Consider the following 24,616-nt stretch of genomic DNA (forward strand, 5'->3'; position numbering starts at 1 on the left):
TGACACGATGGCCGGATGTCTCGTGACACCGACGACGGCTGCGTGGATCTCGTGGCGGACTGTCGCCTGCGGATGGGCACGGACCTCTTCACGCACATGTGGGACCCGGTGGTCCTGGCCGCTCGCGCCGCCGGCCCGCACCGTCGTCGCGCGCTGCGGGCGAAGATCGGTGGCATCAGCGACAAGGCTCTCACCGAGGCACTCCACCGGCTCGTCACCAACGGCCTGACCGAACGAACGTCGTACGCCGAGGCGCCCCCTCGGGTCGACTACGCGTTGACCCCCCTCGGCCGGACCTTCGCCGACGGGCCGATGCGCGCACTCGCCGAATGGATCATCCGGTACGGCGACGAGCTTTTCGAGGCGCAGGAACGAATGCGAGATGCCGGGGCCGGTCGGGCGTCTCATTCACCTGTCAACTGCACCACGTAGCCGGCACACGTGAGGTCGCCGCGGTCGGGAGCCCGTCCGTCCGCGAACCGGACCGAGGTCATGGCGCCGGAGCCGGGCACGGGGAAGAGGTCAGTCGACGGTTTCCCGTGCAGCGGGGCATATCGACAGCGCAGACCTTGATGTCCACGATGCCGTTCTCGTCGTGCCGACTACGGAGGTCGGTCTGTGTGCGGTCGGGCCGAGCTCCGCGACGCTGGGCTCATCCGCCACCTCGGCATCTCCGGGGCCCGTCCGGAGCACCTTGCCGAAGCCCGGACGATCGCGCCGGTGGTGTGCGTGCAGAACCGCCGCAGCGTCGACGCACCCGGCGAGGACGACTTGCTCCGCGCCTGCGGGCAGCTCGGCATCGCGTTCGTGCCCTTCTTCTCCATCGTCGGCGAGGCCCGCACGGCGGCAACGTCCCGGGCCGAGCACGAGGAGGTGCGTGCCGTGGCGCGCACACGGCGTTTCCCCTGCCCAGGTACGGCTGGCGTGGGTCCTGCAGAAGGGTGCGCATGTGCTGGCCATCCCCGGTACCGGAAGCCCGGACCACCTCGTCGACAACGTGGCGGCCGGCGCGATCCGCCTGACGGAGCAGGACCTGCGCCTTCTCCACCGGATCGACCCGTCCACAACCTGAGGTCGACCACGTCGACCAGCGCGCTGCGCCGGACCTGACCGTCTGAGGTACCCCTGTTTTGAGGGTTATTCAGCACTGACCAGCCAAGACCGACGAAAAGTCTCCACCGATTGATCAACGATACGGTGGTCGGCATGACGGTTCCCGAGGAGAGCCAGACGATCGACCTGAGCATCGCCGAACTCCGGGAGGTGGCCGGCTACGCGGCGGCATGCGCACGGCCCGCACTGGCGGTCTTCGAACGTGGACGTCCGGACGACCGGCGCCCCCGAGACGCGGTCGACGCCGCGCAGGCGTTCGCCGACGGAGCCGACCGGACCAAGGCGATCCGCGACAGCGCCTGGGCGGCACACCGGGCGTACCAGGAAGCCCGCGACGCAGGACAGGCCGCGGCGAGCGAGGCCGCGCGGGCCGGCGTCGCCGCGGCCAGCGCGGCGTTCCTCCACCCGCTGGCGAAGGCCACCCAGGTCCTGCACATCCTCGGCGCAGCCGCGCACGCCGCTCGCGCCGTCGAGCTCGATGCCGGCGACGACCGTACCGTCGGCGCCGACGTCATCGCGACGGCACACGGGCTGGCCAGCGCCGTCGTGGTGCGCGTCCTGATGCGCTACCCCGACGCCCCGGGCGGTCGCGGCCGCGCCGGAGAGCTGCTGCGAACGCTGGACGCGTCGTTGCGACGGCGGGGCGACCCCCTGCCACCCGGCGAGCGCGCCGGCGTCTCCCCCACGTTCCGCGAGGATGCGGACCGACGGTTTCCGCAGCAGCCAGACAGCCGGTAGCGTCTGCCGCCCGGATCCCGTCGACGCCCTGGTCGAGGGGTCGGGTCTCGCCCCTCGCCGTAGCCGGGCACCCCGGGCACCCCTGCGGCCGGAGGGCCTGCCTGCCATGGCGTCCCGGCGCTGGCACGCATGGGTCGCACGTCGCGCTCACGGCGACGGGTGAGCGCAGTACAGCCGAGCCGGGGTTGTCCTCCTGAAACGGGCCGGGCCGGCTGCCCTGGTGTGATCAAGGGTCGAGGTGTATACCGATCTGCGTCGTGATGGCAGCGATCAGAGCGTCGAACTGCTCGTCGGGGGTAGGGGTCGGGAGGGCGGCGGCTTCTCGGAGCGCGGGAATGTCGAGGTCGGCGTGGTCGTCGAGCCAGGCAGGGGGGATGAGCGGCCGGTCGGTGGCACCGGCCCGGTCGGCGGGCTGATCGACGATGAGCGCGAAGGACAGCACGAGCAGCGACAGGTGGCGGTGGATGCCCAGCGCTGCCGGGGTACTGAGACCGATGTCGCGCAGGAGTTGGAGAAACCGGTCGAGGTTGGTCAGCCGGTTCGCGTGAATCGATGCTGGTGGCGTGTCCTCGTCGATGGAGACCAGCAGGGCGCGGGGCCAACGCCGGTACACGGCTCGTAGCGAGTGGGCGTAGCCGGCGACCGAGGCCTGCCAGGTCTCGGCGTGCATGGGTGGCGGGTTCCAGGCATCGAGCATGAGGTCGATGGTGAGGTCGATGACCTGGCGACGGTCCTCGACGTAGTTGTACAACGCGCGAACGGTCACGCCCAGCTCGGCAGCCAGGGCGCGCATCGTGATCTCTCGGAATCCCTCAGCCCCGGCCATCTCCAACGCCGCGGCGGCGATGATCTCGCGAGTCAGCACGGGACGCCCCTTACGGGTCGCCGGTCGGCGGCGCGGAGAGCTGGACACGGGCCCATCGTACGATCATCCCACTAAACTTCACGCCTGTTGACTTTTGCGTGGGAGCGACCTCACGCTGGACCCGCCACTGCTCGCCGCTTCGAGAACCGGAGACCGCATGAGCATCACGACGTCCCGCCGCCTGCCGCCCTTCAGCGGGGTCCTGGCCCTGGTGATGGCCTGCGCCGGCCTGGTGGTCATCGACATCACGATCGTGGCGCTCGGGCTGCCGCTGATCAGCGCCGACGTCGCCGGAGGCGGCTCGGCCGAGTCGGTCGTGGTGACCTACATGGTCGCGATGGGCGCACTCACTCAGGTGATCGGAAGCCTGTCGGACCGATGGGGGCGGCGACTGCTGTTCCTGACCGGAATCGCCGTGTTCACGCTCGCCTCTCTGGCGGCGACACTGGCACCAGGCCTGTGGTTCCTGACCATCACCCGCGTGATCCAGGGCGCGGGCGCAGCAGCGATCATGGTCAACGGACTCCCGCTGCTGCCCGCCCGCTACACCGGCGAAGATCGCAACCTCGCCATCGGCGCGTGGGCATCGTTCGCGACCGCGGCCGGGCTCATCGCCCCGACCCTGGGCGGACTGCTGATCAACGCCTTCGGGTGGCGAGCCGTCTTCGCGATCAACGTCCCCCTCGGCCTCACCGCCTACGTCCTGGCCGTACGCGTCCTCCCCCGTACCCCGCACCCGGCGTCCGGTACCCGGCCGGACTGGGTCGGCAGCATGCTCCTCATGGTCGGGCTCGGCGCGGCCACCACGCTCCTGCTCCGACCCGCTACGACCTGGGACAGCCACGACACCACACTGCTGGCCGGCGCCGTCCTGGCGCTGCTCGGATTCCTCGCCGCGCAACTCCGTGTACCGTCACCCACGCTGGAACTGCGGATGTTCGCCCGCCCCGCGTTCACCGGAGCGGCGCTGGCGGTGCTGCTCTCCCGGGTGCTGACCATCGGCGGCACCGTCTACCTCGCGCTCTACCTCGCTGACGCCCTCGACCTCAGCCCCACCACCGCCGGTCTGCTCATGACGCCGGTCTTCATCGCGCAAATGATCACCGGCCTGATCGGCTCGAAGATGCTGAGTTACTGTGCGCCTGGCCTGGTGATCGGCCTCGGCTACGCGCTCAAGGCCGCCGGACTGGCCGCCCTCGCGCTCATCATCACTCCCGGAACGCCCTGGTGGCTCCTCCTCGTTCCGCTGCTGGCGTGGGGAGCCGGCGGCGGGATCGCCGGAGCACCCGTCATGGCCGTCGCGGTGAACGTCACCGCGCCCGAACGAGTCGGTATGGTCGCCGGCACCATCTCCACTCTCGCCGCTGTGGGCGCGGGCGTCGGCACGGCCGTTCTGGGCACGATCTTCACGGCCCACGGCGGCGCAGGCCCACAGGCCGTCACCGACGGCACCCGGGCCGTGCTGGTCACCTGTGCTGCCTTGTCCGCGACCGCCGTGCTCACGACACTGATCCTGATCAACCCGCGCCGGGTGCCCCGCCCGAAGCCGAGCGGCGCCGACGCGCCGAGCGGATCGTCCCCGTCGCCCAGATCACGCACGGCCGGGTCCAGGTCGTAGGTCCGGGCCTGCGGATCCACCCCAGACGTGTGGGGACGGCATCCAGGCTGCGGTGGGCGGGGTGAAAGCGCGCATCACGTGGACGAACGAAACGCCCCGGACCGGACGGCCTAACCGAGTTGCTCCGGGCCCTGATCGACATCGGGGCTTGGGTGGTGCTCAGGCTGGCCGGTCGGGGTAGTCGCGGCCGGCCAGCCAGATGGTGAGATCCCTGGCGATGCGGTTGGGGTCGTTCTCGACCGTACGGTCGTGGTGGCGTTGGTGGGGATCATGGCGTTCGACTTCGTAGGTGCCGTCGTCGAGCAGTGAGACGGACGCGTACCAGGCTGAGTCCTCGTCGGCGGGGTTGATCGCGACGAAGGTGTTGTCGCGCTGATTCAGTCCTTCGATCAGCATGAACAGGGCGTCTTCTGAGGGGTCGCCGATGTGGTCGCCGTCCTCGGTGTCAGCGTGGTAGTAGTCGGCGTCCACCCGCGTTCCCCTTGCTCTGGTGACCATCCGGCCCAGCATCCCACGGTGGCTTCCGGAATCGACCGGTCGATGCGCGGCATGGGCGGTGACCAGGGTCCGGGCGTCGGCGCGGTCCAGAGCGGGCACCACGCGCACCGACGGGGCGTGCCGTCGGCCACCACAATCGCCCACGCCACGATCGCCCCTGCCGTCGTGCCGAGGCACGTACGATCCAGGGCGTCATCGCGAGACGAGCCCACACAGGAGCAGGCGATGATCATCGATGAAACTCTCGCCCGCATCAACCACGGCGTGCAGTTGCACCATCTGCAGGGCCAGCGTGAGGCTGCTCGCGACGTCTTCGCACAGATCTGGGACGACATCGACGGAGAGCGAGGCGATCCGTTGCACGTGTGCGTCCTCGCGCACTCGATGGCCGACGTGCAGGACGACGTCCACCAGGAGCTGGTCTGGGACCAGCGGGCGCTGACCGCGGCCGGCTCGCTCACCGATGCCCGGGTCGCGCAGGCCGGGGTGCCGATGTCGGTGGCGGGCCTGTATCCGTCGCTGCACCTCAACCTGGGTGAGTGCTACCGCAGGCTCGGTGACCTCACCCGCGCCCGCGAACACCTCCAGCATGCGCAGGCGGGGATCAGCGCGCTCGGCGATGACGACTACGGGCACCTGATCAGGGGTGGCATGGATCGGCTGGCGCAGCAGTTAACCTCGGAGTAGGCCCGCCAGACTGCGCACGCGCCAGGGTCGCCGCAAGGGCCGTTCACCGTCAACGGCGACGTCGCCGGAAGCGCTCCAGCGCGGGGTCGGGCCACCCGACAAGCTGGGGCAGGTACTTCCGGAAGTCCGGCCAGCCTGGAGTTGCTGGAGCCGCTCGCTGCGGCGCGCCGGCCATCATCGCGGCAGGGGCACCGAAACCCGCTGGCCGTGCCCGTCCGGCCGGTGCGATGATCGACACCTGGGTCGCTAGCTCAAAGGCAGAGCGTTCGACGAGTAGCGCGTCCGCCCTCCGCCGGTGCGGTCATGGACGCGCTTCCTTCTCCTTGCTGGATCGAGGGGTTCGGGGTTCGAGTCCCCGGCGACCCACTGTGCCGTAGCCGCGGACCGGCAACCGGCGGCGTCGGCCAGGAACGGAGGACCACGTGATCGAGAAGCTGATCATCCAGAAGACCCTCCGGGTGCCGGCGAGCACCGGCGCGGCCGGCGACGGCGCGCCGGTGGCCCGCCAACTGGACGCGGCGTTGCTCGACGTCGGGTTCTCGGCCTCGTCGGCCCTGCTGGAGCACGTCGGCGGCCTGGCCCCCGCGCCGGCGATGGACCTCGCCGCCACGGTCGTGTCCGCGGTGCGTGAGCTCGTCGGCGACCACGTCCAGCACAACTCCTACTTCGTCGGCTTCCCCGACGACGTGCCGGACACCGTCGAGTTCTGGACGGACCGGCTCCGGGCGGCCGTGCTCACCGACGGCGGCACCGCGACCGACGGGTACCTGCGCGACGCCGCCACCTCCGGCGGGGTGAACCTGCTCGACCTGCCGGGCTACGGCACCTACCAGCACACGTATGCCGAGCTGCTGGCCGCACACGACGAACTGCTGGCCACGGCCGGTGACCGGGTGACAGTGCTCGGTCTCGGCGACACCGTCGAGGTGGAGGCGGCGCGGCTCTACCTGGCCCTGGCCGGCAGCGCTACCCCCCACGGCGAGGCGGACCTCGCGATCCTCAGCGAGCTCGCCGTCGCCTGCCTCGACGACGTGCAGCCGGCCGAGATCCCGGTGCGGGAGAACCGGGCGGTGCTCAACGGGGTCCGGCTGGTCCTCGGCCGGCCGCTGGTCGCCGTGGACACGACGACCGACGTGCTGCGCCTCGCCTGCCACGTCTCCGGCGGGGACGTCTCCCTCGGGGCACCCACGCGGTTCCGGGCCTTCCCGCGCCGGGAGCGGCGGATCCTGCTGGCCGCGCTGAACGAGGTCGTCGGCGCGAACCAGGACAAGCTCGCAGACGTCGTGCGCCACGCGGAACGGTGGAAGCGGCTCGGCGAGCGGCTGCACCCGCACGAGTACGACCAGTGGCCGCACGCACGGGAGGTGTTCACGGTCGCACGGGGCGAGCGGCGGGTACGCACCCTCGCCGGTCGGGCGGAGGCGGCGATCCGTACCGGAGCCATCGGCCCCGCCGCGTCGGTGCTGTCGGCTGCGCCGGGTCTGCTCCTGCGATCCGCGGACCGGCTGCTGCGGCTGGCGTCGGCGGCGGAGCAGCGCGTCGTGCTCGACGCCGTCACCGGAGCGCTCGGCTCGGCGTCCGGCCGGGTGCTGTTTTCGCTGCGGGAGCACGTCGACAACCGGCTGACGCCCGCCTCCGCCCGGGTGTACGTGAACCGCTCGCGGGGCGCGTGTGTCGGGCCGGACCGGCGGCCGCCGCTGCCCGCCGGGTTGGTGGCCGAGGTGTCGGCGCGGCTCGACGCGGAGATCAGCGCCCGGCTACCGGAGTCGCCGCGACCGGTGGTGGTGGACCCGGCGGTGCTCGACGTCGCCCTGCCGCTGTCGGGCAAGGCGACCGAAGGCGGATTCGCGGTGCTGCCGAGGGGCTCGCGGGGGTCGGTCTCCGGTGAGCTGCTGCGCTTCTTCACCTACTGGCGCCAGACCAGCCGTCGCACCGACTACGACCTGTCCGTGCTGCTGCTCGACGACGAGTTCCACACCGCGGGTCACGTGTCCTGGACGAACCACCGCCACGAGGGTGTGGTGTACTCCGGCGACGTCACCGACGCGGCGAACGGTGCCACCGAGTTCATCGACGTGCCGCTGACGCTTCCCGGGCACTACGTGGTGCCGCAGGTCTACATCTACGCGGGTGAGTCGTTCGACGAGGTCGCCGAGTCGATGTTCGGGTACCAGACCCGGACGCGGGACCAGCAGGGCACGCCGTTCGACGCCCGGACCGTACGGGCCCGGTCGCAGTTGCGCGGCCAGGGCCGGGTCGCGCTGCCGGTGGTGTTCGCCAGGGGCGAGCAGGGCTGGCAGGCCGTGTGGCTGCACCTGTACCTGCCGGGTATGCCGTCGTTCAACCGGGTGGAGGACAATACCTTCACCACGGCCGACCGGGTACGGGCGTTGGTGCAGCGGCGACACCTGACGATGTCCTACCTCGTCGACCGGTGGCGCGCACGGGCCGAGGTGACGATGTGGGACGGCCGGTTGCCGCAGGAGCCGGTCACGTTCATCGGCATCGACGCGCCCGGGGATCTGCCGGACGGATCGGAGATCTATACACTGGATCGGCTCAGTGAGCTGATCCCTGAGTAGTCGGCGGCAGCCGAGGCCATGCGGGCGCTTCCTTCTATTCTGTTCGATTCGGAACCTCCGCCATGCGGAGGACTGGTACAGCGCCCGTGCTCTCCTCGGACTGGCCCGGGTCCGGTAGGCGGCGGGGAACTCTCCCGCCTACCGAACAGATGGGGACAACCGCAGTCTCCTCCTCGGCGGGATACCCGGCCAGGAGGCGTTCGACCTCGGGGGGTCACTCATGGTGGACTTGGCGCACGTCAGGCAGGCATACGCGTCCGTCGCGGACCTCTACATCGACCTGTTCGGCGCGAGCCGGCACGTCCACGTCGACGACCTCGCGTTCATCGGGCGGCACCTGACGCAGCGGTCAGGCCCGGTGCTCGACCTGGGCTGCGGACCGGGCCACCTCACCGGTCACCTGCGCTCGCTCGGCGTCGACGCCCACGGCATCGACATGGTGCCCGAGTTCATCGCCCACGCGAAGGCGACCCATCCCGACGGCACGTACCACCTCGGGTCGATGGAGAAACTCGACGTGGCGGACCACACCGTCGCCGGCATCCTGGCCTGGTACTCGCTGATCCACCTACCGCCGCAGGATCTCGGTGACGTGCTCGGCGAGTTCCGGCGGGCGATGGCCCCGGCGGGCAGGTTGGTGGTCGGCTTCTTCGACGGCGACGAGGTCAGCACCTTCGACCACAAGGTGACGACCGCCTACCGCTGGCCCGTCGACGACCTGGCGGAGCGGCTCTCCCGTGCCGGCTTCACACCGGTCGCGCACCTACGGCGGCCCGGCGACGGCACGCATCGGCCCCACGCCGCGCTCGCGGCGGTCGCAACCGACGCGTGAGAAGGTGGCCCACGCCGAGGGTGGGTGACGCGGACGGCACCGTTGGTCCGCGGACGTCGTCGACCGGCGAGGACGCCAGGCGCAGACCGGGCCGCCCCGACCACGACCGACCGGCGGGCGGGGCACGGGCGGCGGCTGGATCCGGCGTACGTCCCGCAGCGACCGGCAGCGTCAGCGCTGCCTGACGGACAGGCCCTTGGCAAGGCAGGTGGTTCCGTCAGGACCGGCGAGCGGCATCGGCTGGTAGCCCTCGCCGCGATAGAGGTCGAGGTTCCACCTGCTTCGCGTGCTGGACCGCCCGGGTGCCCGCCGACGTGTTGCCGTAGCTGACGAAACCGATCGACTTCCACGCCCATTCGCGGCTGAGGTAGTCCACCGCGTTCTTCAGGGTCGCCGGCATCCCGTAGTTGTACTCCGGCGTGACCGCGATGAACCCGTCCGCCGCGTCGACCATCGCGCTCCACCGCCGGGTGTGCTCGTGCCGGTAGACGCCCGACGACGGATGCTCCTCTTCGTCCAGGAACGGCAGGTTCAGATCGCCGAGGGTCACCGGCACGAGCTCGACGCCGAGCTCTGCGGCACGAGGGGTGATCGCCTCGATCAGCCACTGCCCCACGGCGGGGCCGAGTGCGCCGGGGCGTGTGCTGCAGACGAGCACCAGGACACGCATCGCTTTCGTTGATCGACCACATCCGCCGGCCTGATCGCCGATGGATGAACATGCTCGTCCCCGCAGAGCCCCGAGTGCTGGCGACGTCCCGAAGGCCAGGTAGGCGGCGAGAAGGCCGTCGGGGCCGGTCGAGGTTTCGCGGATCCGCCCGTAGCGCAGGTCGTGGTCAGAGCACGAGATGGCCCCCGGTGGGGAATCTCTACCGTCCGCTCGCCGAAGCGGCGTCGGTGGGTACCCACGGGCCCGGCGCGGCGCCCGTGACGAATCCCGCCGCTTACCCTGACACCGGTGAACGTCCGGCAGCGCAAGAAGCTCACCGCTCGGCTGATGGCGTCGCTGCTGCGTGGCGATCCCTCGGCCGTGCTGGCGCTGCTGCGCGCGGGGGCAGACCCGAATGCGGCAGACCGGGACGGCACCACCCCCCTCTACCTGGCCGCGGTACAGAACGAGCGTGCGGCGGTACGGATCCTCCTGGCTGCCGGCGCGGACCCGAACCTCGAAAGTGGACGCGGCGATGAGGGGACACCGTTGACAGCAGCCGCAGCGTGGGGGCATTCCGATGTCGTCCGCGAACTTCTCGCACGGGGCGCAGATCCGAACCTCCGCGAGGACCACGGCAGCGGCTTGTCGCCCCTCGAATGGACCAGTCGGAACGGCCACGCCGAGACGGAAGCGCTACTCGCAGCCGCAGGCGCGACATGACCGTCGGCAGCAGGTGAGCGACGAGGAAACGATGTCCCCCGGTGACAGGCGCCGCGCGGCAGGACTGCGTGCTGCTCGACGACGGCGCGTGCCAGCGTGAGTCGACATCACTGGTGGTGAGATCGTTAGCCGGTGATGGAGGCTGCGCGGCATGAGTTGGACCGGATGCGGAGTTCGTCGACCGTGTGGCAGGAGCTGCGCTATGAGCGGGCCACGGGCGCCGACGGCTACGACTACGACGGTCACGCCGCGCGGCGGGCGATGGTGTTGTGGGCGTTGCAGTACGACCGGCGGGCAGAGGATCTCCCGCTGGTGCGGTGGATGGCCGAGCAGGAGGCGATATGCCGAGGTGAGGCGCCGTTCCAGGGGCTCAGCGAGGAGACCGAGCTGGCCGGCTTTCTGCTCGCCGAGCAGCAGTGGGTGGAGGACGTGTGGCTGCACTGGGAGATCAAGCGGGCCAACTTCGACACATGGTGCGGCTACGACGTTGAGCACTTGTTCGCTGCCGGGGTGCGAGCCACCGTCGATGTCGTTCGCGCCAGTGAGCACACCGGCCGAAACGATGTGCTGGGCCGCCTGCTGACCGGGGATGGCCAGCCGGCCGTGTCCGAGGAGGACATGGCGCAATGGCGGCAGAGGAAGCGGTTGCGTTTCCCAGCCGACCCGAGCGCCGAGGATCCGCTGTGCTGGGTGCACCGCGCCACACTGATCGGTGACGGCCCGCTCGCCCGCCGGTGGCTGGACCGGTGGGCATCCGGTCGCCAGCGCGACAAGAGCACGCTCAGCCAGCTTCGGTACTGGTTGGCGGATCTGGGTGCCTTCGCGGAGGCAGCCGTGGCGCAGCGGGAGAGCCTGGTGTTCGCCGACAGTCCGTGGGCGTCCGCGTCGGCGTGGCAGTCCCTGGCCCAGCTGGAACGCCAGGCCGGCGACCACCATGCCGCGTGGGAGGCGCTGCGGGAGTGCCGCCGAGTCCTCGACGGCGTGGCCGGCTGGACGACGGCGGGCCTGGGGCGGATGTACGTGCAGGAGCTGTTCCTCCTGGCCGGTGCAGCAGACCGCACGCTGGCCGAGGTGGTCTTCGTCGAGGCGGACAGGCAGGCGGTCCAGGTGCCTGGACTACCCCTGGTGGTGTTGCAGGCCGCCACCGATGCCGCCGACAGACTCGGCGACCAGCCCAGGACGGAGTACTACCAGAACCTCCGCGACGCCGAGCGACAGCGCATCGACGACCAGACAGGCCCGGCCCGCTCCTGATACCGGCCACGTCTCCCAGCCTCGCCTTTCGGACGCCTCGCTTGCGGCGGCGGGTCAGGACGATTCCTGGGTGAGTCGGCTTGTGTCTCAAGCGGCTTGAGATCGCATCATGGGCGTCGTGGACATGAACGAGCTGTACGCCATCGGGGATGTCGCCCGGCGGACCGGCCTGAGCGTCAGTGCCGTCCGGTACTACGCGGAGGCCGGGGTCGTCATGCCGGTCACCACCACCCCGGCCGGTCACCGTCTGTACGACGTGTCGGCCATCGCCCGGCTGGAGCTGGTCCGGACGCTGCGGGAACTCGACGCCAGCCTGGACGAGATCCGGCAGGTGCTGGCCGGCGAGGCGACCCTACGTGACCTGGCCGCCACCCACCTGGCCCTGCTGGCCCGGCAGGAGGCGCGGCTGCGCAGCCGCCGCGCGGTGCTGTCGACCATCCTGCGGCAGGACTCCACGGCCGGGCAGGTCACGCTGATGCACAAGCTGGCCGGCATGACGGACGAGGAACGTGACCGGCTGATCGACGAGTTCTGGACCGAGGTCTCCACCGGCTGGGAACCGCCGACGCGGATGGTCGAATGGTGGGGCAGGGCCCGACCGGAGCTGCCCGACCATCCCACGGCGGCCCAGTTGGAGGCGTGGATCGAGCTGGCCGAGCTGGCCCGGGATCCCGAGTTCCGGCAGGCCGTCCGCCGGGAGCTGTACGAGGCGTGCACCACCGGGGCCGGGCCGCTGATGTCCTCGGCACCGATGCTGGACTCGCTGGAGGCGGCCACCCCGATCGGTGAGGCGGCGATGGAGGCGGCGCGGGAGGGGGTGCCGCCGGACTCGCCACGAGGGCGGGAGGTCGCCGACCGGTGGATCGGGTGGCTGACCGGCATCTTCGCGACCCCGGAGAACCCCGGGATACCGGACACCCCCGAGTTCCGGATCGAGACGGCCGACCACATGCTGGCCGGCGCGGAGTGGGACCGTACGCCGCCGGACCCCGCAGGACCGCTCGACCGGTACATGGCGCTGGTCACCGCCGTGAACGACGTGCCGCCGGAGCGGTTCCCGTACGAGTGGCTGGCCGCCGCGCTGCGCGCGTCCGCCCAACCGGCTCGCTGATCAGCTGTCCGGCGCCGGCCGGCACCCGGTGGCCCCTGCCCCTACGGGGTGAGCAGCCGTTGGATCCGCTCGTACTCGGCGGCCATCTCGGGTGCGGCCAGGAAGTCGCCGAGATCGGGTGAGACCTGGAAGTCGACCTGTTCGACGGAGCGGAGGGCGAGTTCGTAGAGTTCGCCGCGCCGGCCGGTCTCCAGGTACGTCGTCCAGTGTTCGAGCGCGGCTAGGGTGATCAGGAGTTCGGGGTCCATGTCGCCGTCGGTGAGAACACCGTCGTCGATCCGCGTCATCAGCTCCCGTAGCTCGCCCGCGTCGGCCGTCCGGACGTCCTGCCGGGCGATGGTGAGCGCCGCCACCGCGTCCTCGTCGAGCTCACCCTCGGCGGCGATGTCGAGCAGCCGCTCGTCGCGGACGAGAAGGGCCACCGTCTCGGCCCCGAAGACGCGGAGCCGCTCGTCGCCGGTCGTGTCGATCAGGTGTCGTATCGCGGCTTCGAGTTCGTCGTATCTCACCGCCGCAGTCTAGGAACGAGCCGGGCCGGAGTCGCGGGCCCTCGTCCCCTCGGCGGCCGTCGTGATCATGGAGCCCTGGTGCTGACGGCTACGTCGGTCGGTGCTGCCCGCGTCGGTCGGCACGGCGGTCGATAGTCTCCCGCAGTGTGTACCACGCGAGCGGTGCCAGGGCGCTCGCCACCAATGCCTGCGCCGGCAACCACAGAGCGCCGCCGACGACCGCCGCGACGAGGCCGGTCACGAAGGCCGACAGGAGGGCGGCCAGCGCGTACCCACGGCTGCGGGTCCTACCGAACAGGTGCTTCGGCCGATCCGTCCGCAGCCTCCACAGCCCATGGAACTGCAGCACCATGAGGACGAACGCCGGCGGCAGCAGCGTGGACACCGCCAGAGCTCCCGGCGTCCACGGGTCGCGCACGTACTGGCCGTCGACGCTGATCACCTTTTCGTCCCACAGGCCCAGCTCGACGGCCTGCCCCTCACTGACCTTGACGGACGCATATCCGTCCTCCGTCGAGGACGTACGCTCGCCGCCGCTGGACGGGAGATACCGGACCTTCTGCGACACGCTGGTGCCGCTGTAGGGGCCCCCGGTGCCGACGGAGTAGTTGATCTCGAAGACGGTCGCCGGCTTCTGCACGAGCCTGCCCGCACGATACGCGGAGTACGCTTCCGACTCCGCGTACAGACGAGGCCCGGCCCAGGTCAGGACGATGGCGGCGAGCACGCCGGACGCGACCGCCACCCAGACGCGGAACCGGACCTCTTCCCGGTCGATCGGCGGAACACCGCCGCGCTCTCTCACCGAGGCCATGCCACCACGCTAGTCACCGCACGCCACCACTCGGAACCACACGGTGACAGTCACCTGACGTGTTTCCGTCACCCGGTCGCTGGAGGACCACCCGCCGGCGCGAGGGGCCGGCCGGGCCGGCCTCTCCCCCGGCGGCGGGCACCCACCCGGCGGCCACCATCAGGGCACCCCGACACCGACACGTGGGGTTTATGTCACATCACCCTGGGTGTAGCGGTCGGTCGGGTGGCTCTCGCATGGTCGTGCCCGTTGGCGGGCGCTCGACCACGCTCGCACCGGCCAGCCCTGGCGCACCGGTGCCGCGCGAGGAGCATCCGGTGACCTTCGGGCGACGACACGCTCGATGGCCTCGTACAGGTCTGCGGTAGGTGCCGCGCCCGCGCCGGCCGGCGCGGGCGGCTGGAGCAGACGCATCCGTAACCGCCGCGACATCGATGATTATCGTCTACTGACTACTGTGGGAACTTGCAGGGTCACCCACAGTGGGTGACCTGGGGAGGGAGTTCGTCATGGACACCGTGGTGACGGAGACGACCGAGTTCGCCGATCTCGACATCGTCAACCTCGATCTTCCGATCGACGAGGAACTCGCCGCCGTGAGCGTCGGCGGCCTCGGCAACACCGAGGTCGGCGCGTCCGGCCACTTCGGGCGGAGCTGGCTGATCTGAGCCCGGCCGGCTCCGGCAGGCGCCGACGCCCAGACCGACGAGATCACCAGATCCGCGCCGCTGACCGGTTCCGCCCCTGACAGCTGACGCCCCTCGGGCTCGACGGCGAGCCGGGACGCGGTGATGCGTGCGACCGGAGCGGACGCATCCGTCACGGCAGACACATCAACGGACACCGTCGAACGGCTGCCCGTGGCATCTATTCGAGACCACCCACGGTGGGTGGTCCGGGAAGGGAGTCCGTCATGGACACCGTGGTAACGGAGACGACCGAGTTCGCCGATCTCGACATCGTCAACCTCGACCTTGCGATCGACGAGGAACTCGCCGCCGTGAGCGTCGGCGGCCTCGGCAACACCGAGGTCGGCGCCTCCGGTTGGCTCGGAAGCTGGCTGATCTGAGCCCAGGCGGCTCCGGCGTGCCACCCGGTCACGCCGGAGCCGTCAGACCGGACACCGCCGAGACCGACCCGTCCCCGTGCGAGGTTCATGTGCCCGCTCCGCCCACCGCCTCCACCGGCCCCGTCGTCGTCGTACGGGTCGCCGCGCTCCCCACCCGGGCCCTGGACGACACCGCCGTACCGGCGTCCTGGGCGATGGTCCAGGCCGTCCTCGCCAGCCGTCGCCGCGTGGCCGAGGCCGGCGCCAGGCTGGCCGACGAGGTCCACGGGTTCATCGCGGACCCGGCCCTCGCCGGAGCACGGCCGGAGTTGGTGGCCCTGCGGCGGGCCCTGCACAACCGCCGTAGGCCCGGCCACCGGGCCTGGCCCGGCCGCCACGCCGACCTGCTGCCCGCGCGCTTCCGCGCCGACCTGACCGACTGGACCGTCGAGCTGACCCGCTCGGCCGCGCTGACCCGGCAGCTTCCCGACCTGCTCGACGCCGAGCAGACCCGGAGCCTGCGGGCCCTGCGCCGCTGGAGCGCCACCGAGGTCTTCGAGTTCGGACTGCTGCAGTCCAGCGAGGATCTGCTGCACGCGCTGCTGCGGTGGCGCGACCAGCCCGAGGGCATCCCACCCCGCGCCCAGGTGGCGCTGCGGCTGGCGAAGTACCTGGCCCGGACGGTGGCCAAGACCAGCCCGCAGGCCACCTTTATGATGAGCGGACTGTGCCGGTGGTCCGACGTGCCGACCGCTGTGCAACCCACCGGCCGGTGGGCCTGGCGCAGCGTCGTCGAGCCGAACGTACCCCTGCTCCAGGCACTCACCCGCCGCCTCGCCGACGGTGCGGCCGCCGGCCGGCTCGTGGTGGTCACCACCCCGGCCGCCGACGTGGCCGACGGGCGGATCTGGTTCGCCCACCCGCGACGCGAGCGCATCCAGGGCCTGCTGCTCACCCCGCCGGTCCGCACGGCGATCGACGCCGTCGGCGCCGGAGCACCCCTCGCGGAGGTGGGGCGCCGCCTCGCCGGTGACGCCGCCGTGACGTTCGGCCGGCTGGTGGAGGTCGGACTCTTCGAGATCCAACCGCCCTTCGCCGACCAGGCTGCCGACCACCTGCATGACCTGCGCGTCTGGCTCGGCCGGGAATCGCCGGCGGCCGGTCCGCTACGGGCCCTCGCCGACGCCCTCCACGCCTACCCGGCCCCCGGCACCGACGCCTCCCGCCGCCGGGAGCTGCACCGTCGGATCCGGACGGAGTTCCAGGCGGTGCACGGCCCCGCCGGTGACACACCGCTGCCGGCCCGGAACCTCTTCCGCGAGAACGCCGTCTTCACCGCCGAGCCGGTCCGCCTCGGCGGGGCCCGGTGGCGCCCGGCAGTAGCCGACCTGCACGTGATCCACCGACTCCTGGCCCTCTTCCAGCACTCGACCGTCGTCCGGTTGGTGGCCCACCGGGTCGTCGTCGACCGGTACGGCGCGGACAGCCGGGTCGGTCTGCTCGAACTGCACCGGGAGCTGTCCCGGCTGGCCGTCGACGCCGAACCGGGCACAGCGGTGGCGGAACTCGCCGGGCTGCTGCTGCTCCGCCCGGGGGAGCCACCCGACCCGGCCCGCAGCACCCTCGCCGAGGTACGGCGGCTGCACCGGCTACGGCACGAGGCGCTGGCCGCCCTCTGGGCGGGCCCGGAGAGCCCGCCGCACGGCGTCACCGTCGACCCGGCGCGGGTGCGGGCGTTGGCGGACGGGTGGCCGCCCTGGGTACGGCCCGCCCCGGCGTTGGCCTGTTTCGTCCAGCAGGTGCCCGCGACCGACGGGCTCCGGCTCGTGCTCAACGGCGTCGGCGCCGGCCACGGAGCCGTCCGCAGCCGGGTGCACCGGCTGCTGGCGAAGGCCGCACCGGCCGGCGCCGACCCCGGGGAACTGCTCGGGGCCACACCGACGCCTGACCCGGCCGGCTACCTCGCCGAGATCACCGGACTCTTCGGCAGCAACGTCAACCTGCGTTCCCCGGCGGTGGACTTCGAGATCAGCCACCCGGGCACGGTGAGCGCCCGCCCCCCGCAGCGGCGGATCGCCCTCGACGACCTGGTCGTGACACCCGACGGGACCACCCGGAGTCTGCGCCTGCGGCGGCGCAGCGACGACCGTGAGGTCCGCATCGCCCACACCGGCATGATGGCCGGGAGCCGACTCCCCCGACTCGCCCGCTTCCTGATCCACCTCTTCGGTGACGTGCCGAACGCCGCCGCCCCGACCGCCCAAATCTTCGCCGGCACCCCGGAGCACCAGCCCGGGGCGGTGCGGCGGCACCCCCGACTGTCGATCGGCCGGGTGACGGTCTCCCGGGCCTCCTGGCGGGTCCGCGCCGACCTCGTGCCCCGCCGCGCCAAGGGCGTCGACGACGCCGGGTACCTGCTGACCCTGGCCGCCTGGTTCACCGACCACCGGATCCCCCAACGGACGTACGTGACGGCGACCGGGCCGGCGCCGCCGGACACCCCGCCGGTGCCGGTCAAGCCGATCTACCTCGACCTGGCCAACATGCTGCTGGTCCGCCTCTTCGAGCGCCTCCTCCGCGAGCCGGGCTCGGTCCTGGTCTTCACGGAAGCCCTGCCGCAGCTCGCCGACGCCCCCTGCTTCGGCCCCGAGGGCAGGCACGTGACCGAGTACGTCGTCGAGATCGGCCCCGCGTGACCCCGCCCCCGACCTGGCTGTCGTTGCACGCCTTCCACCACGGCGACCACACCCGGCTGATCACCGGAGCGGTCGCCCCGCTGGTCGCCTCGTTGCAGACCGACGGCCGGCTCGCCCAGTTCTTCTTCATCCGGTACTGGGAGGGCGGGCCGCACCTGCGGCTCCGACTGCTACCGACCCGTACGGAGCACTCGACCGAGGTCGCCGCACGGGCCCGGTCGGCCCTGGAGAGGCACCTGGCCCGGTTCCCCTCCCCACCCTCCGCGCCGGCCGGGCGGTACGCGGCCCTCGCCGAACGGTACGCCCGGCGCGAGGGCCTGGCCGACCACGACCGGCGGATCCGCCCACCCGACGTGGTGGAGGCCGTGCCCTACCACCCCGAGTACCCGGTCTTCGGCGGCCGGGCGGCGACCCGGGCCGTCGAACGCCACTTCACCGACTCCAGCCGGCTCGCCCTGTCGGTCCTGGCGCACCGCGCACCGCAGCACCGGTCACGGTTGGCGGTGCTCGCCCTGGCCTCGGCGCTCGCCGCCTGGCAACCCGACCGGCACCGACTGGCACACCTGTTGACCCGCTCCCGGTCCTCCTGGGAACCCGCCGAGGGCTGGGGGCCACGGCGGGAGAGCTACCAGCGGCAACGGGCGGCGCTGCGGCGACTGGTGTCCGGCTGCTGGCCGCCGGCACCCGGCCCACCACCGCCGCAGGATCCGGATCCGCTCGCCGCCGCGTGGTCCGACTCCATCCACCGGCTCCGCACCGAACTGACCGACCTGCGCCGGGCCGGGGACTTCCACCCCGACCTGCGGGCGGTGGCCACCCGCTTCGCCGCCGGCACCGGGCCGACCCACGACGAGCAGCGACTGCTCGTCGTGCTGCTGCGCTGCGTGCACCTGCTCTGCAACCGGCTGGGACTCGGCGTCGACCAGGAGACCCAGCTGCACTACCTCGTCTGCGCCGCCTGCGCCGACCTCGGTGAACCGCCCCCTGAACAGGAGACCTCATGACGCGCACCCCGCCGCACCGGGAGGAACCCGGCTGGCACAGCATCCAGATCCGGTACCACGCCGAGAACAAGGACGGCCTGATCCTGGACGCCGTCCGCCCCCTGCTGACCGCGCTCGCCGACGTCGTCGACCAGCCCCACCTGCTCCGGCACTGGCGTCGCGGCCCCCACCTGCGGATCAACCTGCGGACCACCCCGCGGCTCTGGGCCGAGGTGGTGCGCCCCACCGCGCAGCGCGACCTCACCGCCTACCTGCGGGACAACCCGTCCACGGCGTCCCTGCGGGAGGACGAGCACCTGGCGGCGCACCGGCGGCTCGCCGTCCGCGAGGCCGACCACGGCGCCCTCACCCCCTGGTACCCCGACAACACCGTCCAGTTCGAACCCTACGAGGACCGCCGGCACGTGCTGGACAGCCCCGCCCTGGCGGACCTGCTGGCCGACGGGTACGCCCGCAGCACCGCCCTGACCGTCGACACCCTGGCCGCCGTCCGCAGCGGCGCGGTGGACCGGGTCGGGCACGCGCTGGACCTGATGTTCGCCTTCGGCCACCTCAGCGTCCCGCCGATCTCCCGGGGGTACCTGTCGTTCCGCTCGCACGTCGAGTCGTTCCTCGGGTACACCGCCGACCCCGACGCCGTCCGCAGCACCTTCGACGAGCGCTACCACCGCCACCGCCCGGCGCTGCGCGACCGGCTGCACGCCACCCGGGCCACGGTGGAGGGGAGCCGACCGGACCCCCTGGTCGAGGCGTGGCTGGAGATCGTCCGACGCCAGAAGGCGCTGGCCGAGCCGCTGTTCACCAGCGGCGCGATCGACCTCGACCACCTCGACCAGCAGGACATGGAGCTCCGGCACCGGATCGAGTTCCACGACATCCTCCGGGAGACCACCGCCCACCGCAGGGAGGTGCTGTCGCAGGTCTGGTTCCGCTGCCACCGGCTGGCCATCAACCAGCTCTACTCCCACCTGAGCCGGATCGGCATCGTGCCGACCCAACGCTATCTGCTCTGTCACCTGGTGGCCCGCACCGTCGAGGAGGAGTACGACATCTCGCCGGTCGCCCTGGCCCGGCAGTTCGTCGACGACCGCCGGTGAACCGGGCCGGCGGGCGCGGTGACGGGACACGCCCGGCGGACGGGCCGCTACCGGAGCAGACCGCGCCGGTAGCCCTCACCGACGGCGGCGGCCCGGTCCCGGACGCCGAGTTTGTCGTAGATGTGCTGCAGATGCGTCTTGATGCTCGCCTCGCTGATGAACAGGAGCCTCGCCGCCTCCCGGTTGGAGGCGCCGTCGGCGACCAGGTGGAGCACTTCCCGCTCCCGACTGCTCAGCGCCAACCCGGTCGGTCTGCGGACCCGGCCCATGAGCTGACCGGCGGCCGACGGCGCGAGGACGGACTCACCGCGATGGGCGGCCCGGACGGCGCGGATCAGCTCCTCGGGTGGCGTGTCCTTGAGCAGGTAACCGGTGGCGCCCGCCTCCACCGCCGGCAGCACGTCGGTCTCGCTGTCGAAGGTGGTGAGCACCAGGACGTGGATCGGGAGCGCGGTCCGGGCGAGGGCGGCGATCGCCTGCACACCGGTCATCTCCGGCATCCGCAGGTCCATCAGCACCACGTCGACACGCAGCCGCACCGCCTCGTCCACCGCCTCCCGGCCGTTGGCGGCCTCGCCGGCCACCTCGATGTCGGGCAGGCCGGCGAAGGCCCCGCGAAGTCCGTTACGGACGATCGGATGGTCGTCGGCGATCAGGACGCGGATCACGGTGCCACCACCGAAATCGCCGGCACCCTTACGCTGACCGCCGTGCCCTCGCCAGGAGCGCTCTCGATCTCCATCACACCTCCCACCCCCCGGACCCGCTGCGCCATGCTCGTCAGGCCGAACCCCTGAGCCGAGTCACCGGTCATGCCCCGCCCGTCGTCGCGCACATCCAGCAGGACCACGTCCGTCAGGTAGGAGAGGGTCAGCCCCACCCGGGACGCGCGGGCGTGCCGGACCACGTTGTGCAGCGCTTCCTGCGCGACCCGGAACAGGGTGACCTCGATGGCCGGGCTCACCGCGACCCGGTCGCCGGTGACGTCGAACCGCACGGTGACGCCGGTGTCGTGCGCCCAGCGCCGGGCCAGGTCCCCCAGCGCCTCCGGCAGGTGGGCCGCCTCCAGTTGGCCCGGCCGTAACGCCTGCACCGAACGGCGGGCCTCGTCCAGGCCCTCCCGGGCCAGGGCCAACGCCCGGTTCACGTGCTCACGCGCCTGCGGCGGCGAGTGCCAGACCCGCTGGGCCGCCTGCATCTGGGTGATGATGCCGGTCAGGCCCTGCGCCAGCGAGTCGTGGATCTCCCCGGCCATCCGCTGCCGCTCGTCCAGCGCCCCCGCCTCGCGGGCCTGGACCAGCAGTTGAGCGTGCAGTCCGGCGTTCTCCTCCAGCGCCGCCTCCAGCCGGGCGACCATCTGCTGACGTCGCGTGTGCTGCTCGGTGCTCTTCTCGGCCAGCACGATGCCGGAGCTGATCGCCGCGGTCTGGATCACGATCACCCCCAGGTAGGTGCCGAGCGACTGCACGGACGCGGCCGGCAGCTCGGAGGCGATGGTGTTGATGGAGACCGAGGTACCGAACACGGCCGCCACCCCCCACGGCCACGGTCGTAGCTGGTACGCGTGGAAGAACCCGGTGATGGCGAAGAGCAGGAAGATGACGTCACGGGCCATCAGCGCGACGCAGAGCGTGAGCAGCCCGACGAAGTAGACCAGCATCGGCAGGGTCCGCTTCCGGCGCTCGCGCGGCACCCGGGTGTGTCCCAGGTACACCCACCCGGCGGACACGCCGACCAGGCCCAGGGTGACCGCGTGGTCGTGCCAGCTCCGGCCGGGCTGTGCCAGGGCGATCGCCGTCGAGGTGGGCAGCAGCACCCAGGGCACCCCGACCAGCAGCTTCTCGTACCAGCGGTCCCAGTCGGGGCCGGCGTCACCGCTCATCGACGCTCGCACCTTCGGCTCATTCCCAGCGGAACAGCTTCGCCGCCGCACCACCGGCCACGACCACGAACAACGCCATTATCCCGAGGCGCAGCAGCGGCGGCGAACCTGACGCCCCCGCCACCGCATCACCCGACCAGCCCGCCAACAACGACTGCGCCCCGGGCGGCACGTAGTCGCCCAACCGCATCAGGACATCCGGCAGCAGGAAACGCGGCAGGAAGACCCCTCCGGCGAACATCGTCACCAGGTACACGACGGTCGCCAGCCCGGAGGCGACCCGAGAGGTCGGCGCGACCGCGGCGATCAGCACGCCGACCGCCAGCACCGCGCCGAAGCCGAGCAGGAACGCGACCGCGAACCCGAACGGGTGCCGCGGCAGTGGCACGTCGAGGACCAGCCACGCCGAGACGACCAGCAGCACGGCCGCCACGACCGCGGCGCCCAGGGCGACGATGAGCTGCGCCGCCAGCACCGCGCCGGGGTGGACCGGGGTGGTGGACATCCGCCGGAGAATGCCCCGCTCCCGGTAGGTGGCCACCACCAGCGGGATGTGCTGCAGCCCGACGATGCCGAGCCCGAGCACCAGCGCGCTCGGCGCCCAGAGCTCGACGAACCGTACCCCGCCGAACTCCTCCGACGGCTCCCGCAGCGCGGGGACAGCGCCGAGCCCGAGAAGGATCGCGGTGGGGAACAGCACCCCGAAGACGGCCGCCATCGGCTCCCGCAGGAACAGCTTCGCCTCGGCGACGGTGAGCGCGTACAGCGCAGCCACTACGACCGCCTCCGTCGGGTGAGGGTGACGAAGGCGTCGTCCAGGCTGGCCTGCTCGACCCGGAGGTCCTCGGCGACGACGTGCTGCTGGGCCAGGACCGAGGTGACCGCCTGCAACAGGTTCCCGGTACCGGTCACCAGCACCTGCTGCCCGTGCCGCCGCACGCCGGTGACCTCCGGCAGGTCGGCCAGCAGCCGCTCGTCCAGGCGGGTCGACGGCCGGAACCGCACCCGCTGCTCGGCCGCGGCGGACGCGACCAGGCCGGCGGGGGTGTCGAGCGCGACCACGCGCCCGGCGTCGATCAACGCGAGCCGGTCACAGAGCCGCTCCGCCTCGTCCATGAAGTGCGTGACGAGGATGATCGTCACACCGGAGTCGCGCACCTCGTCGATCACGTCCCAGGTGTCCCGCCGGGCCTGCGGGTCGAGCCCGGTGGTGAGCTCGTCCAGCACGGCGACGGTGGGACTGCCCACCAGGGCCAGCGCGACCGACAGCCGCTGCTGCTGACCGCCGGAGAGCTGCCGGTACTGGGTGTCGTGTTTCCCGGCGAGCCCCAGCATGTCCAGCAGCCGCCGCCCGTCCGCCGGCTCCCGGTAGAACGAACCGTACAGCTGCATCGCCTCGGCCACCGTCTGCCTGTCCGGCAGCCGGTGCTGCTGAAGCTGGACCCCGACCCGTTCCCGCACCTCGCGCCGGTCCCGCCGGGGATCGAGGCCGAGCACCGTGAGCTGGCCACGATCGGGAGTACGCAGACCGCTCACGCACTCGACCGTGGTCGTCTTGCCGGCGCCGTTCGGACCGAGCACCCCGAAGATCTCGCCCGCCTCGACCGCGAACGACACGTCGTCGACCGCGACCCTGTCGCCGTACCGCTTGTGGAGGTTCTTCACCTCGACGACGATCCCCATGGCGGCAAGCGTCGCCCGCCGCCAGCGGTTGCCGGATCGCCCGGCCGGCACCGGGGTCGGTCGATGCTCGCATCAACCGATCGGTGGATGCCGACGCGGTGGTCCAGCAGCGCGAGCCCAACCCGTACGTGGCGGCGCAGCGGGAGCCCCTGACCCGTCGGGGCGCCACGGTCGCGGCCGGCACCGCCGCGATGACGTCGTCCACCACGACGGGGGGTCAGGTGGCGAGCCGGCGGCACGCCTCCCGACTGTGCGGCAGGCCGGCCGCCGTGAAGACGAGCCCGCAGCTGCCATTGGTCGGCGCCCAGAGTGGGGCGTTGGCGACCAGCGCCCGCAGGAGCGCGCGCTGCGGCTCGGTCAACGGCCGGCGCTCGCCGTAGGGCGTCGGGAACGCGAAGCGCACCAACGCGCCCCAACCGTCGTCGAAGCCCGCCCAGCTGTCCCGACTGGCCACCCGGCACGCGGCGGCGGCGATCTCGTCGAAGTCGGTGGCGACGCGGATCGCGGCGGCGACGAGCTCGAACTGGTGCACGTCCGCAGGCGGCGGCTCCGCCAGCGCGGCCAGAATCACCGCCCGGCTGCGCGGGTCGTCCTCGTGGGTCAGCGCGGCCCGCAGCCGGGTCGCCGGGTCCGGGTCGGTGAGCCGGGCGCGGAGGTCGACGCCGAGGTCACCGAGCAGGCGCGTCCACTCCGCCCGCGCCCCGGTGTCGCGGGCCCGCCATCGCCGCAGGAGCGCCGCCAGGCCCTCCCGCCGGTGGGTCAGCGACGACACCCGCGCCATCGCCACGAGGTTCTCCGCACGGAACAGGGCCCGCTCCGGCGGGGACGCCGCGAGCAGCGGCAGCACCACCGGGTACGCCTGCGCCACCGCCTCCGCCAGGTCCGGCAGCAGCTCGGCGACGTGGCGATCGTCGGCGAGTCTGGTCACGCTCAGGGCGGCGTCACCGAGGAACTCCAGCAGCGCCTCGACCGTGTCCGGGTGCGCTCGCCCGTCGGCGAGCAGCGCGGTCACGGCCCGTACGGCCGGCGCGGTGGCCGTCTCCGGGTAGCCCTGGTGCAGCACCGCGACGTCGAGGTGGTCCAGCGCGTCGGCGCGGGCCTCGGCGTCACCGGAGGCCAGCGCGGCCAGGTGCCCGGGGGTGTCGGTCGCCCGGCCGTACGCGTGCCGAAGCCGACCCCAGTCCGTCACCTCGATCCGCCGCCCGCCCCGGCC

General features: G+C 72.1%; 24 protein-coding genes, 1 tRNA gene and 2 pseudogenes. 17 read left to right on the forward strand and 10 right to left on the reverse strand.

From position 1 onward, the window contains the following. Positions 1-15 precede the first annotated feature (15 nt). The 4 genes and pseudogenes from ACQUFX_RS12075 (at position 16) to ACQUFX_RS12090 (ending at position 1,851) form a co-directional block, all read left to right on the forward strand. Complete coding sequence (locus ACQUFX_RS12075) at positions 16-432, forward strand: winged helix-turn-helix transcriptional regulator (protein WP_428966108.1); 417 nt, start codon at positions 16-18, stop codon at positions 430-432. A gap of 186 nt (positions 433-618) precedes the next feature. Beyond that, positions 619-783, forward strand: a pseudogene (locus tag ACQUFX_RS12080) (aldo/keto reductase); the annotation flags it as partial. A gap of 94 nt (positions 784-877) precedes the next feature. Then, complete coding sequence (locus tag ACQUFX_RS12085) at positions 878-1,072, forward strand: aldo/keto reductase (RefSeq protein ID WP_428966109.1); 195 nt, start codon at positions 878-880, stop codon at positions 1,070-1,072. A 134-nt stretch (positions 1,073-1,206) separates the two neighbouring features. Next, entirely contained in the window at positions 1,207-1,851 is a 645-nt protein-coding gene (locus tag ACQUFX_RS12090) for a putative immunity protein (RefSeq protein ID WP_428966110.1), read from the forward strand. 226 nt (positions 1,852-2,077) lie between these two features. Here the strand turns inward: ACQUFX_RS12090 and ACQUFX_RS12095 are convergent, their stop codons facing one another. Then, positions 2,078-2,716, reverse strand: coding sequence for a TetR/AcrR family transcriptional regulator C-terminal domain-containing protein (locus ACQUFX_RS12095; RefSeq protein WP_428966111.1), 639 nt, complete (start codon positions 2,714-2,716; stop codon positions 2,078-2,080). Positions 2,717-2,873: 157 nt separating this feature from the next. On the opposite strand from ACQUFX_RS12095, the gene ACQUFX_RS12100 reads away from it, so the two are divergent. Beyond that, positions 2,874-4,334, forward strand: a complete 1,461-nt coding sequence (locus ACQUFX_RS12100; RefSeq protein WP_428966112.1) for an MFS transporter — start codon at positions 2,874-2,876, stop codon at positions 4,332-4,334. Positions 4,335-4,493: 159 nt separating this feature from the next. On the opposite strand, the gene ACQUFX_RS12105 is transcribed toward ACQUFX_RS12100, so the two are convergent. Beyond that, positions 4,494-4,931 carry a hypothetical protein gene (locus tag ACQUFX_RS12105; RefSeq protein WP_428966113.1) on the reverse strand — a complete coding sequence of 146 codons (438 nt, stop codon included), beginning with the start codon at positions 4,929-4,931 and terminating at the stop codon, positions 4,494-4,496. Positions 4,932-5,057: 126 nt separating this feature from the next. On the opposite strand from ACQUFX_RS12105, the gene ACQUFX_RS12110 reads away from it, so the two are divergent. From ACQUFX_RS12110 to ACQUFX_RS12125, 4 genes are all read left to right on the forward strand, one after another. Then, positions 5,058-5,519, forward strand: a complete 462-nt coding sequence (locus ACQUFX_RS12110; protein WP_428966114.1) for a hypothetical protein — start codon at positions 5,058-5,060, stop codon at positions 5,517-5,519. A gap of 240 nt (positions 5,520-5,759) precedes the next feature. Further along, positions 5,760-5,885 (forward strand) — tRNA-OTHER (locus ACQUFX_RS12115). Positions 5,886-5,941: 56 nt separating this feature from the next. After that, positions 5,942-8,101, forward strand: coding sequence for a hypothetical protein (locus ACQUFX_RS12120; RefSeq protein ID WP_428966115.1), 2,160 nt, complete (start codon positions 5,942-5,944; stop codon positions 8,099-8,101). Between the two features lie 220 nt (positions 8,102-8,321). Next, a complete protein-coding gene (locus tag ACQUFX_RS12125; RefSeq protein ID WP_428966116.1) occupies positions 8,322-8,933 on the forward strand; it encodes a class I SAM-dependent DNA methyltransferase in 612 nt (203 codons plus the stop codon). Between the two features lie 274 nt (positions 8,934-9,207). Here the strand turns inward: ACQUFX_RS12125 and ACQUFX_RS12130 are convergent. Further along, positions 9,208-9,603: pseudogene (locus ACQUFX_RS12130) on the reverse strand (NADPH-dependent FMN reductase); the annotation flags it as partial. 288 nt (positions 9,604-9,891) lie between these two features. Here ACQUFX_RS12130 and ACQUFX_RS12135 point away from each other — a divergent pair. The 3 genes from ACQUFX_RS12135 to ACQUFX_RS12145 all read left to right on the forward strand — a co-directional run bounded on the left by ACQUFX_RS12135 (position 9,892) and on the right by ACQUFX_RS12145 (position 12,670). Then, complete coding sequence (locus tag ACQUFX_RS12135) at positions 9,892-10,305, forward strand: ankyrin repeat domain-containing protein (protein ID WP_428966117.1); 414 nt, start codon at positions 9,892-9,894, stop codon at positions 10,303-10,305. Between the two features lie 135 nt (positions 10,306-10,440). Continuing rightward, positions 10,441-11,559, forward strand: a complete 1,119-nt coding sequence (locus tag ACQUFX_RS12140) for a hypothetical protein (RefSeq protein WP_428966935.1) — start codon at positions 10,441-10,443, stop codon at positions 11,557-11,559. A 118-nt stretch (positions 11,560-11,677) separates the two neighbouring features. Next, complete coding sequence (locus ACQUFX_RS12145; RefSeq protein WP_428966118.1) at positions 11,678-12,670, forward strand: MerR family transcriptional regulator; 993 nt, start codon at positions 11,678-11,680, stop codon at positions 12,668-12,670. A 41-nt stretch (positions 12,671-12,711) separates the two neighbouring features. On the opposite strand, the gene ACQUFX_RS12150 is transcribed toward ACQUFX_RS12145, so the two are convergent. Beyond that, positions 12,712-13,179, reverse strand: a complete 468-nt coding sequence (locus ACQUFX_RS12150) for a hypothetical protein (protein ID WP_428966119.1) — start codon at positions 13,177-13,179, stop codon at positions 12,712-12,714. A gap of 88 nt (positions 13,180-13,267) precedes the next feature. Continuing rightward, positions 13,268-13,993 (reverse strand): hypothetical protein, encoded by a 726-nt coding sequence (locus tag ACQUFX_RS12155; RefSeq protein ID WP_428966120.1) that lies wholly within the window; start codon positions 13,991-13,993, stop codon positions 13,268-13,270. A 509-nt stretch (positions 13,994-14,502) separates the two neighbouring features. Here ACQUFX_RS12155 and ACQUFX_RS12160 point away from each other — a divergent pair. The 5 genes from ACQUFX_RS12160 (at position 14,503) to ACQUFX_RS12180 (ending at position 19,838) form a co-directional block, all read left to right on the forward strand. Continuing rightward, positions 14,503-14,661, forward strand: a complete 159-nt coding sequence (locus ACQUFX_RS12160; protein ID WP_428966121.1) for a hypothetical protein — start codon at positions 14,503-14,505, stop codon at positions 14,659-14,661. A 245-nt stretch (positions 14,662-14,906) separates the two neighbouring features. Further along, positions 14,907-15,062 (forward strand): hypothetical protein, encoded by a 156-nt coding sequence (locus tag ACQUFX_RS12165; protein WP_428966123.1) that lies wholly within the window; start codon positions 14,907-14,909, stop codon positions 15,060-15,062. 89 nt (positions 15,063-15,151) lie between these two features. After that, positions 15,152-17,737, forward strand: a complete 2,586-nt coding sequence (locus tag ACQUFX_RS12170) for a hypothetical protein (RefSeq protein ID WP_428966124.1) — start codon at positions 15,152-15,154, stop codon at positions 17,735-17,737. Beyond that, positions 17,734-18,741: a lantibiotic dehydratase C-terminal domain-containing protein gene (locus tag ACQUFX_RS12175; protein ID WP_428966125.1), complete on the forward strand. Its 1,008-nt coding sequence runs from the start codon at positions 17,734-17,736 to the stop codon at positions 18,739-18,741. The genes ACQUFX_RS12170 and ACQUFX_RS12175 overlap by 4 nt, the downstream gene beginning before the upstream one ends. Further along, on the forward strand, positions 18,738-19,838 hold the full coding sequence (locus ACQUFX_RS12180) for a thiopeptide maturation pyridine synthase (RefSeq protein WP_428966126.1): 1,101 nt from the start codon (positions 18,738-18,740) through the stop codon (positions 19,836-19,838). The genes ACQUFX_RS12175 and ACQUFX_RS12180 overlap by 4 nt, the downstream gene beginning before the upstream one ends. Positions 19,839-19,885: 47 nt before the next feature. Here the strand turns inward: ACQUFX_RS12180 and ACQUFX_RS12185 are convergent, their stop codons facing one another. The 5 genes from ACQUFX_RS12185 to ACQUFX_RS12205 form a co-directional block, all read right to left on the reverse strand. Then, complete coding sequence (locus ACQUFX_RS12185) at positions 19,886-20,506, reverse strand: response regulator (RefSeq protein ID WP_428966127.1); 621 nt, start codon at positions 20,504-20,506, stop codon at positions 19,886-19,888. Then, a complete protein-coding gene (locus ACQUFX_RS12190) occupies positions 20,503-21,720 on the reverse strand; it encodes a sensor histidine kinase (protein WP_428966128.1) in 1,218 nt (405 codons plus the stop codon). The genes ACQUFX_RS12185 and ACQUFX_RS12190 overlap by 4 nt, the downstream gene beginning before the upstream one ends. Positions 21,721-21,739: 19 nt before the next feature. Beyond that, positions 21,740-22,495, reverse strand: a complete 756-nt coding sequence (locus tag ACQUFX_RS12195) for an ABC transporter permease (RefSeq protein ID WP_428966129.1) — start codon at positions 22,493-22,495, stop codon at positions 21,740-21,742. Next, complete coding sequence (locus tag ACQUFX_RS12200; RefSeq protein ID WP_428966130.1) at positions 22,495-23,403, reverse strand: ABC transporter ATP-binding protein; 909 nt, start codon at positions 23,401-23,403, stop codon at positions 22,495-22,497. Before ACQUFX_RS12200 ends, ACQUFX_RS12195 begins: the two co-directional genes overlap by 1 nt. A gap of 217 nt (positions 23,404-23,620) precedes the next feature. Then, a complete protein-coding gene (locus ACQUFX_RS12205; protein WP_428966131.1) occupies positions 23,621-24,592 on the reverse strand; it encodes a hypothetical protein in 972 nt (323 codons plus the stop codon). Positions 24,593-24,616: the final 24 nt, after the last annotated feature.

Origin of the sequence: Micromonospora fluostatini, assembly GCF_050410825.1 — a bacterium.
Lineage (GTDB): Bacteria > Actinomycetota > Actinomycetes > Mycobacteriales > Micromonosporaceae > Micromonospora > Micromonospora rosaria.

Bases quoted from the DNA above. Each gene is read 5' to 3' on its own strand.
- ACQUFX_RS12155 (WP_428966120.1), bottom strand. From the start codon at position 13,993: ATGGCCTCGGTGAGAGAGCGCGGCGGTGTTCCGCCGATCGACCGGGAA.
- ACQUFX_RS12165 (WP_428966123.1), top strand. From the start codon at position 14,907: ATGGACACCGTGGTAACGGAGACGACCGAGTTCGCCGATCTCGACATC.
- ACQUFX_RS12090 (WP_428966110.1), top strand. From the start codon at position 1,207: ATGACGGTTCCCGAGGAGAGCCAGACGATCGACCTGAGCATCGCCGAA.
- ACQUFX_RS12140 (WP_428966935.1), top strand. From the start codon at position 10,441: ATGGAGGCTGCGCGGCATGAGTTGGACCGGATGCGGAGTTCGTCGACC.
- ACQUFX_RS12075 (WP_428966108.1), top strand. From the start codon at position 16: ATGTCTCGTGACACCGACGACGGCTGCGTGGATCTCGTGGCGGACTGT.
- ACQUFX_RS12110 (WP_428966114.1), top strand. From the start codon at position 5,058: ATGATCATCGATGAAACTCTCGCCCGCATCAACCACGGCGTGCAGTTG.
- ACQUFX_RS12160 (WP_428966121.1), top strand. From the start codon at position 14,503: ATGGACACCGTGGTGACGGAGACGACCGAGTTCGCCGATCTCGACATC.
- ACQUFX_RS12125 (WP_428966116.1), top strand. From the start codon at position 8,322: ATGGTGGACTTGGCGCACGTCAGGCAGGCATACGCGTCCGTCGCGGAC.
- ACQUFX_RS12200 (WP_428966130.1), bottom strand. From the start codon at position 23,403: ATGGGGATCGTCGTCGAGGTGAAGAACCTCCACAAGCGGTACGGCGAC.
- ACQUFX_RS12100 (WP_428966112.1), top strand. From the start codon at position 2,874: ATGAGCATCACGACGTCCCGCCGCCTGCCGCCCTTCAGCGGGGTCCTG.
- ACQUFX_RS12190 (WP_428966128.1), bottom strand. From the start codon at position 21,720: ATGAGCGGTGACGCCGGCCCCGACTGGGACCGCTGGTACGAGAAGCTG.
- ACQUFX_RS12180 (WP_428966126.1), top strand. From the start codon at position 18,738: ATGACGCGCACCCCGCCGCACCGGGAGGAACCCGGCTGGCACAGCATC.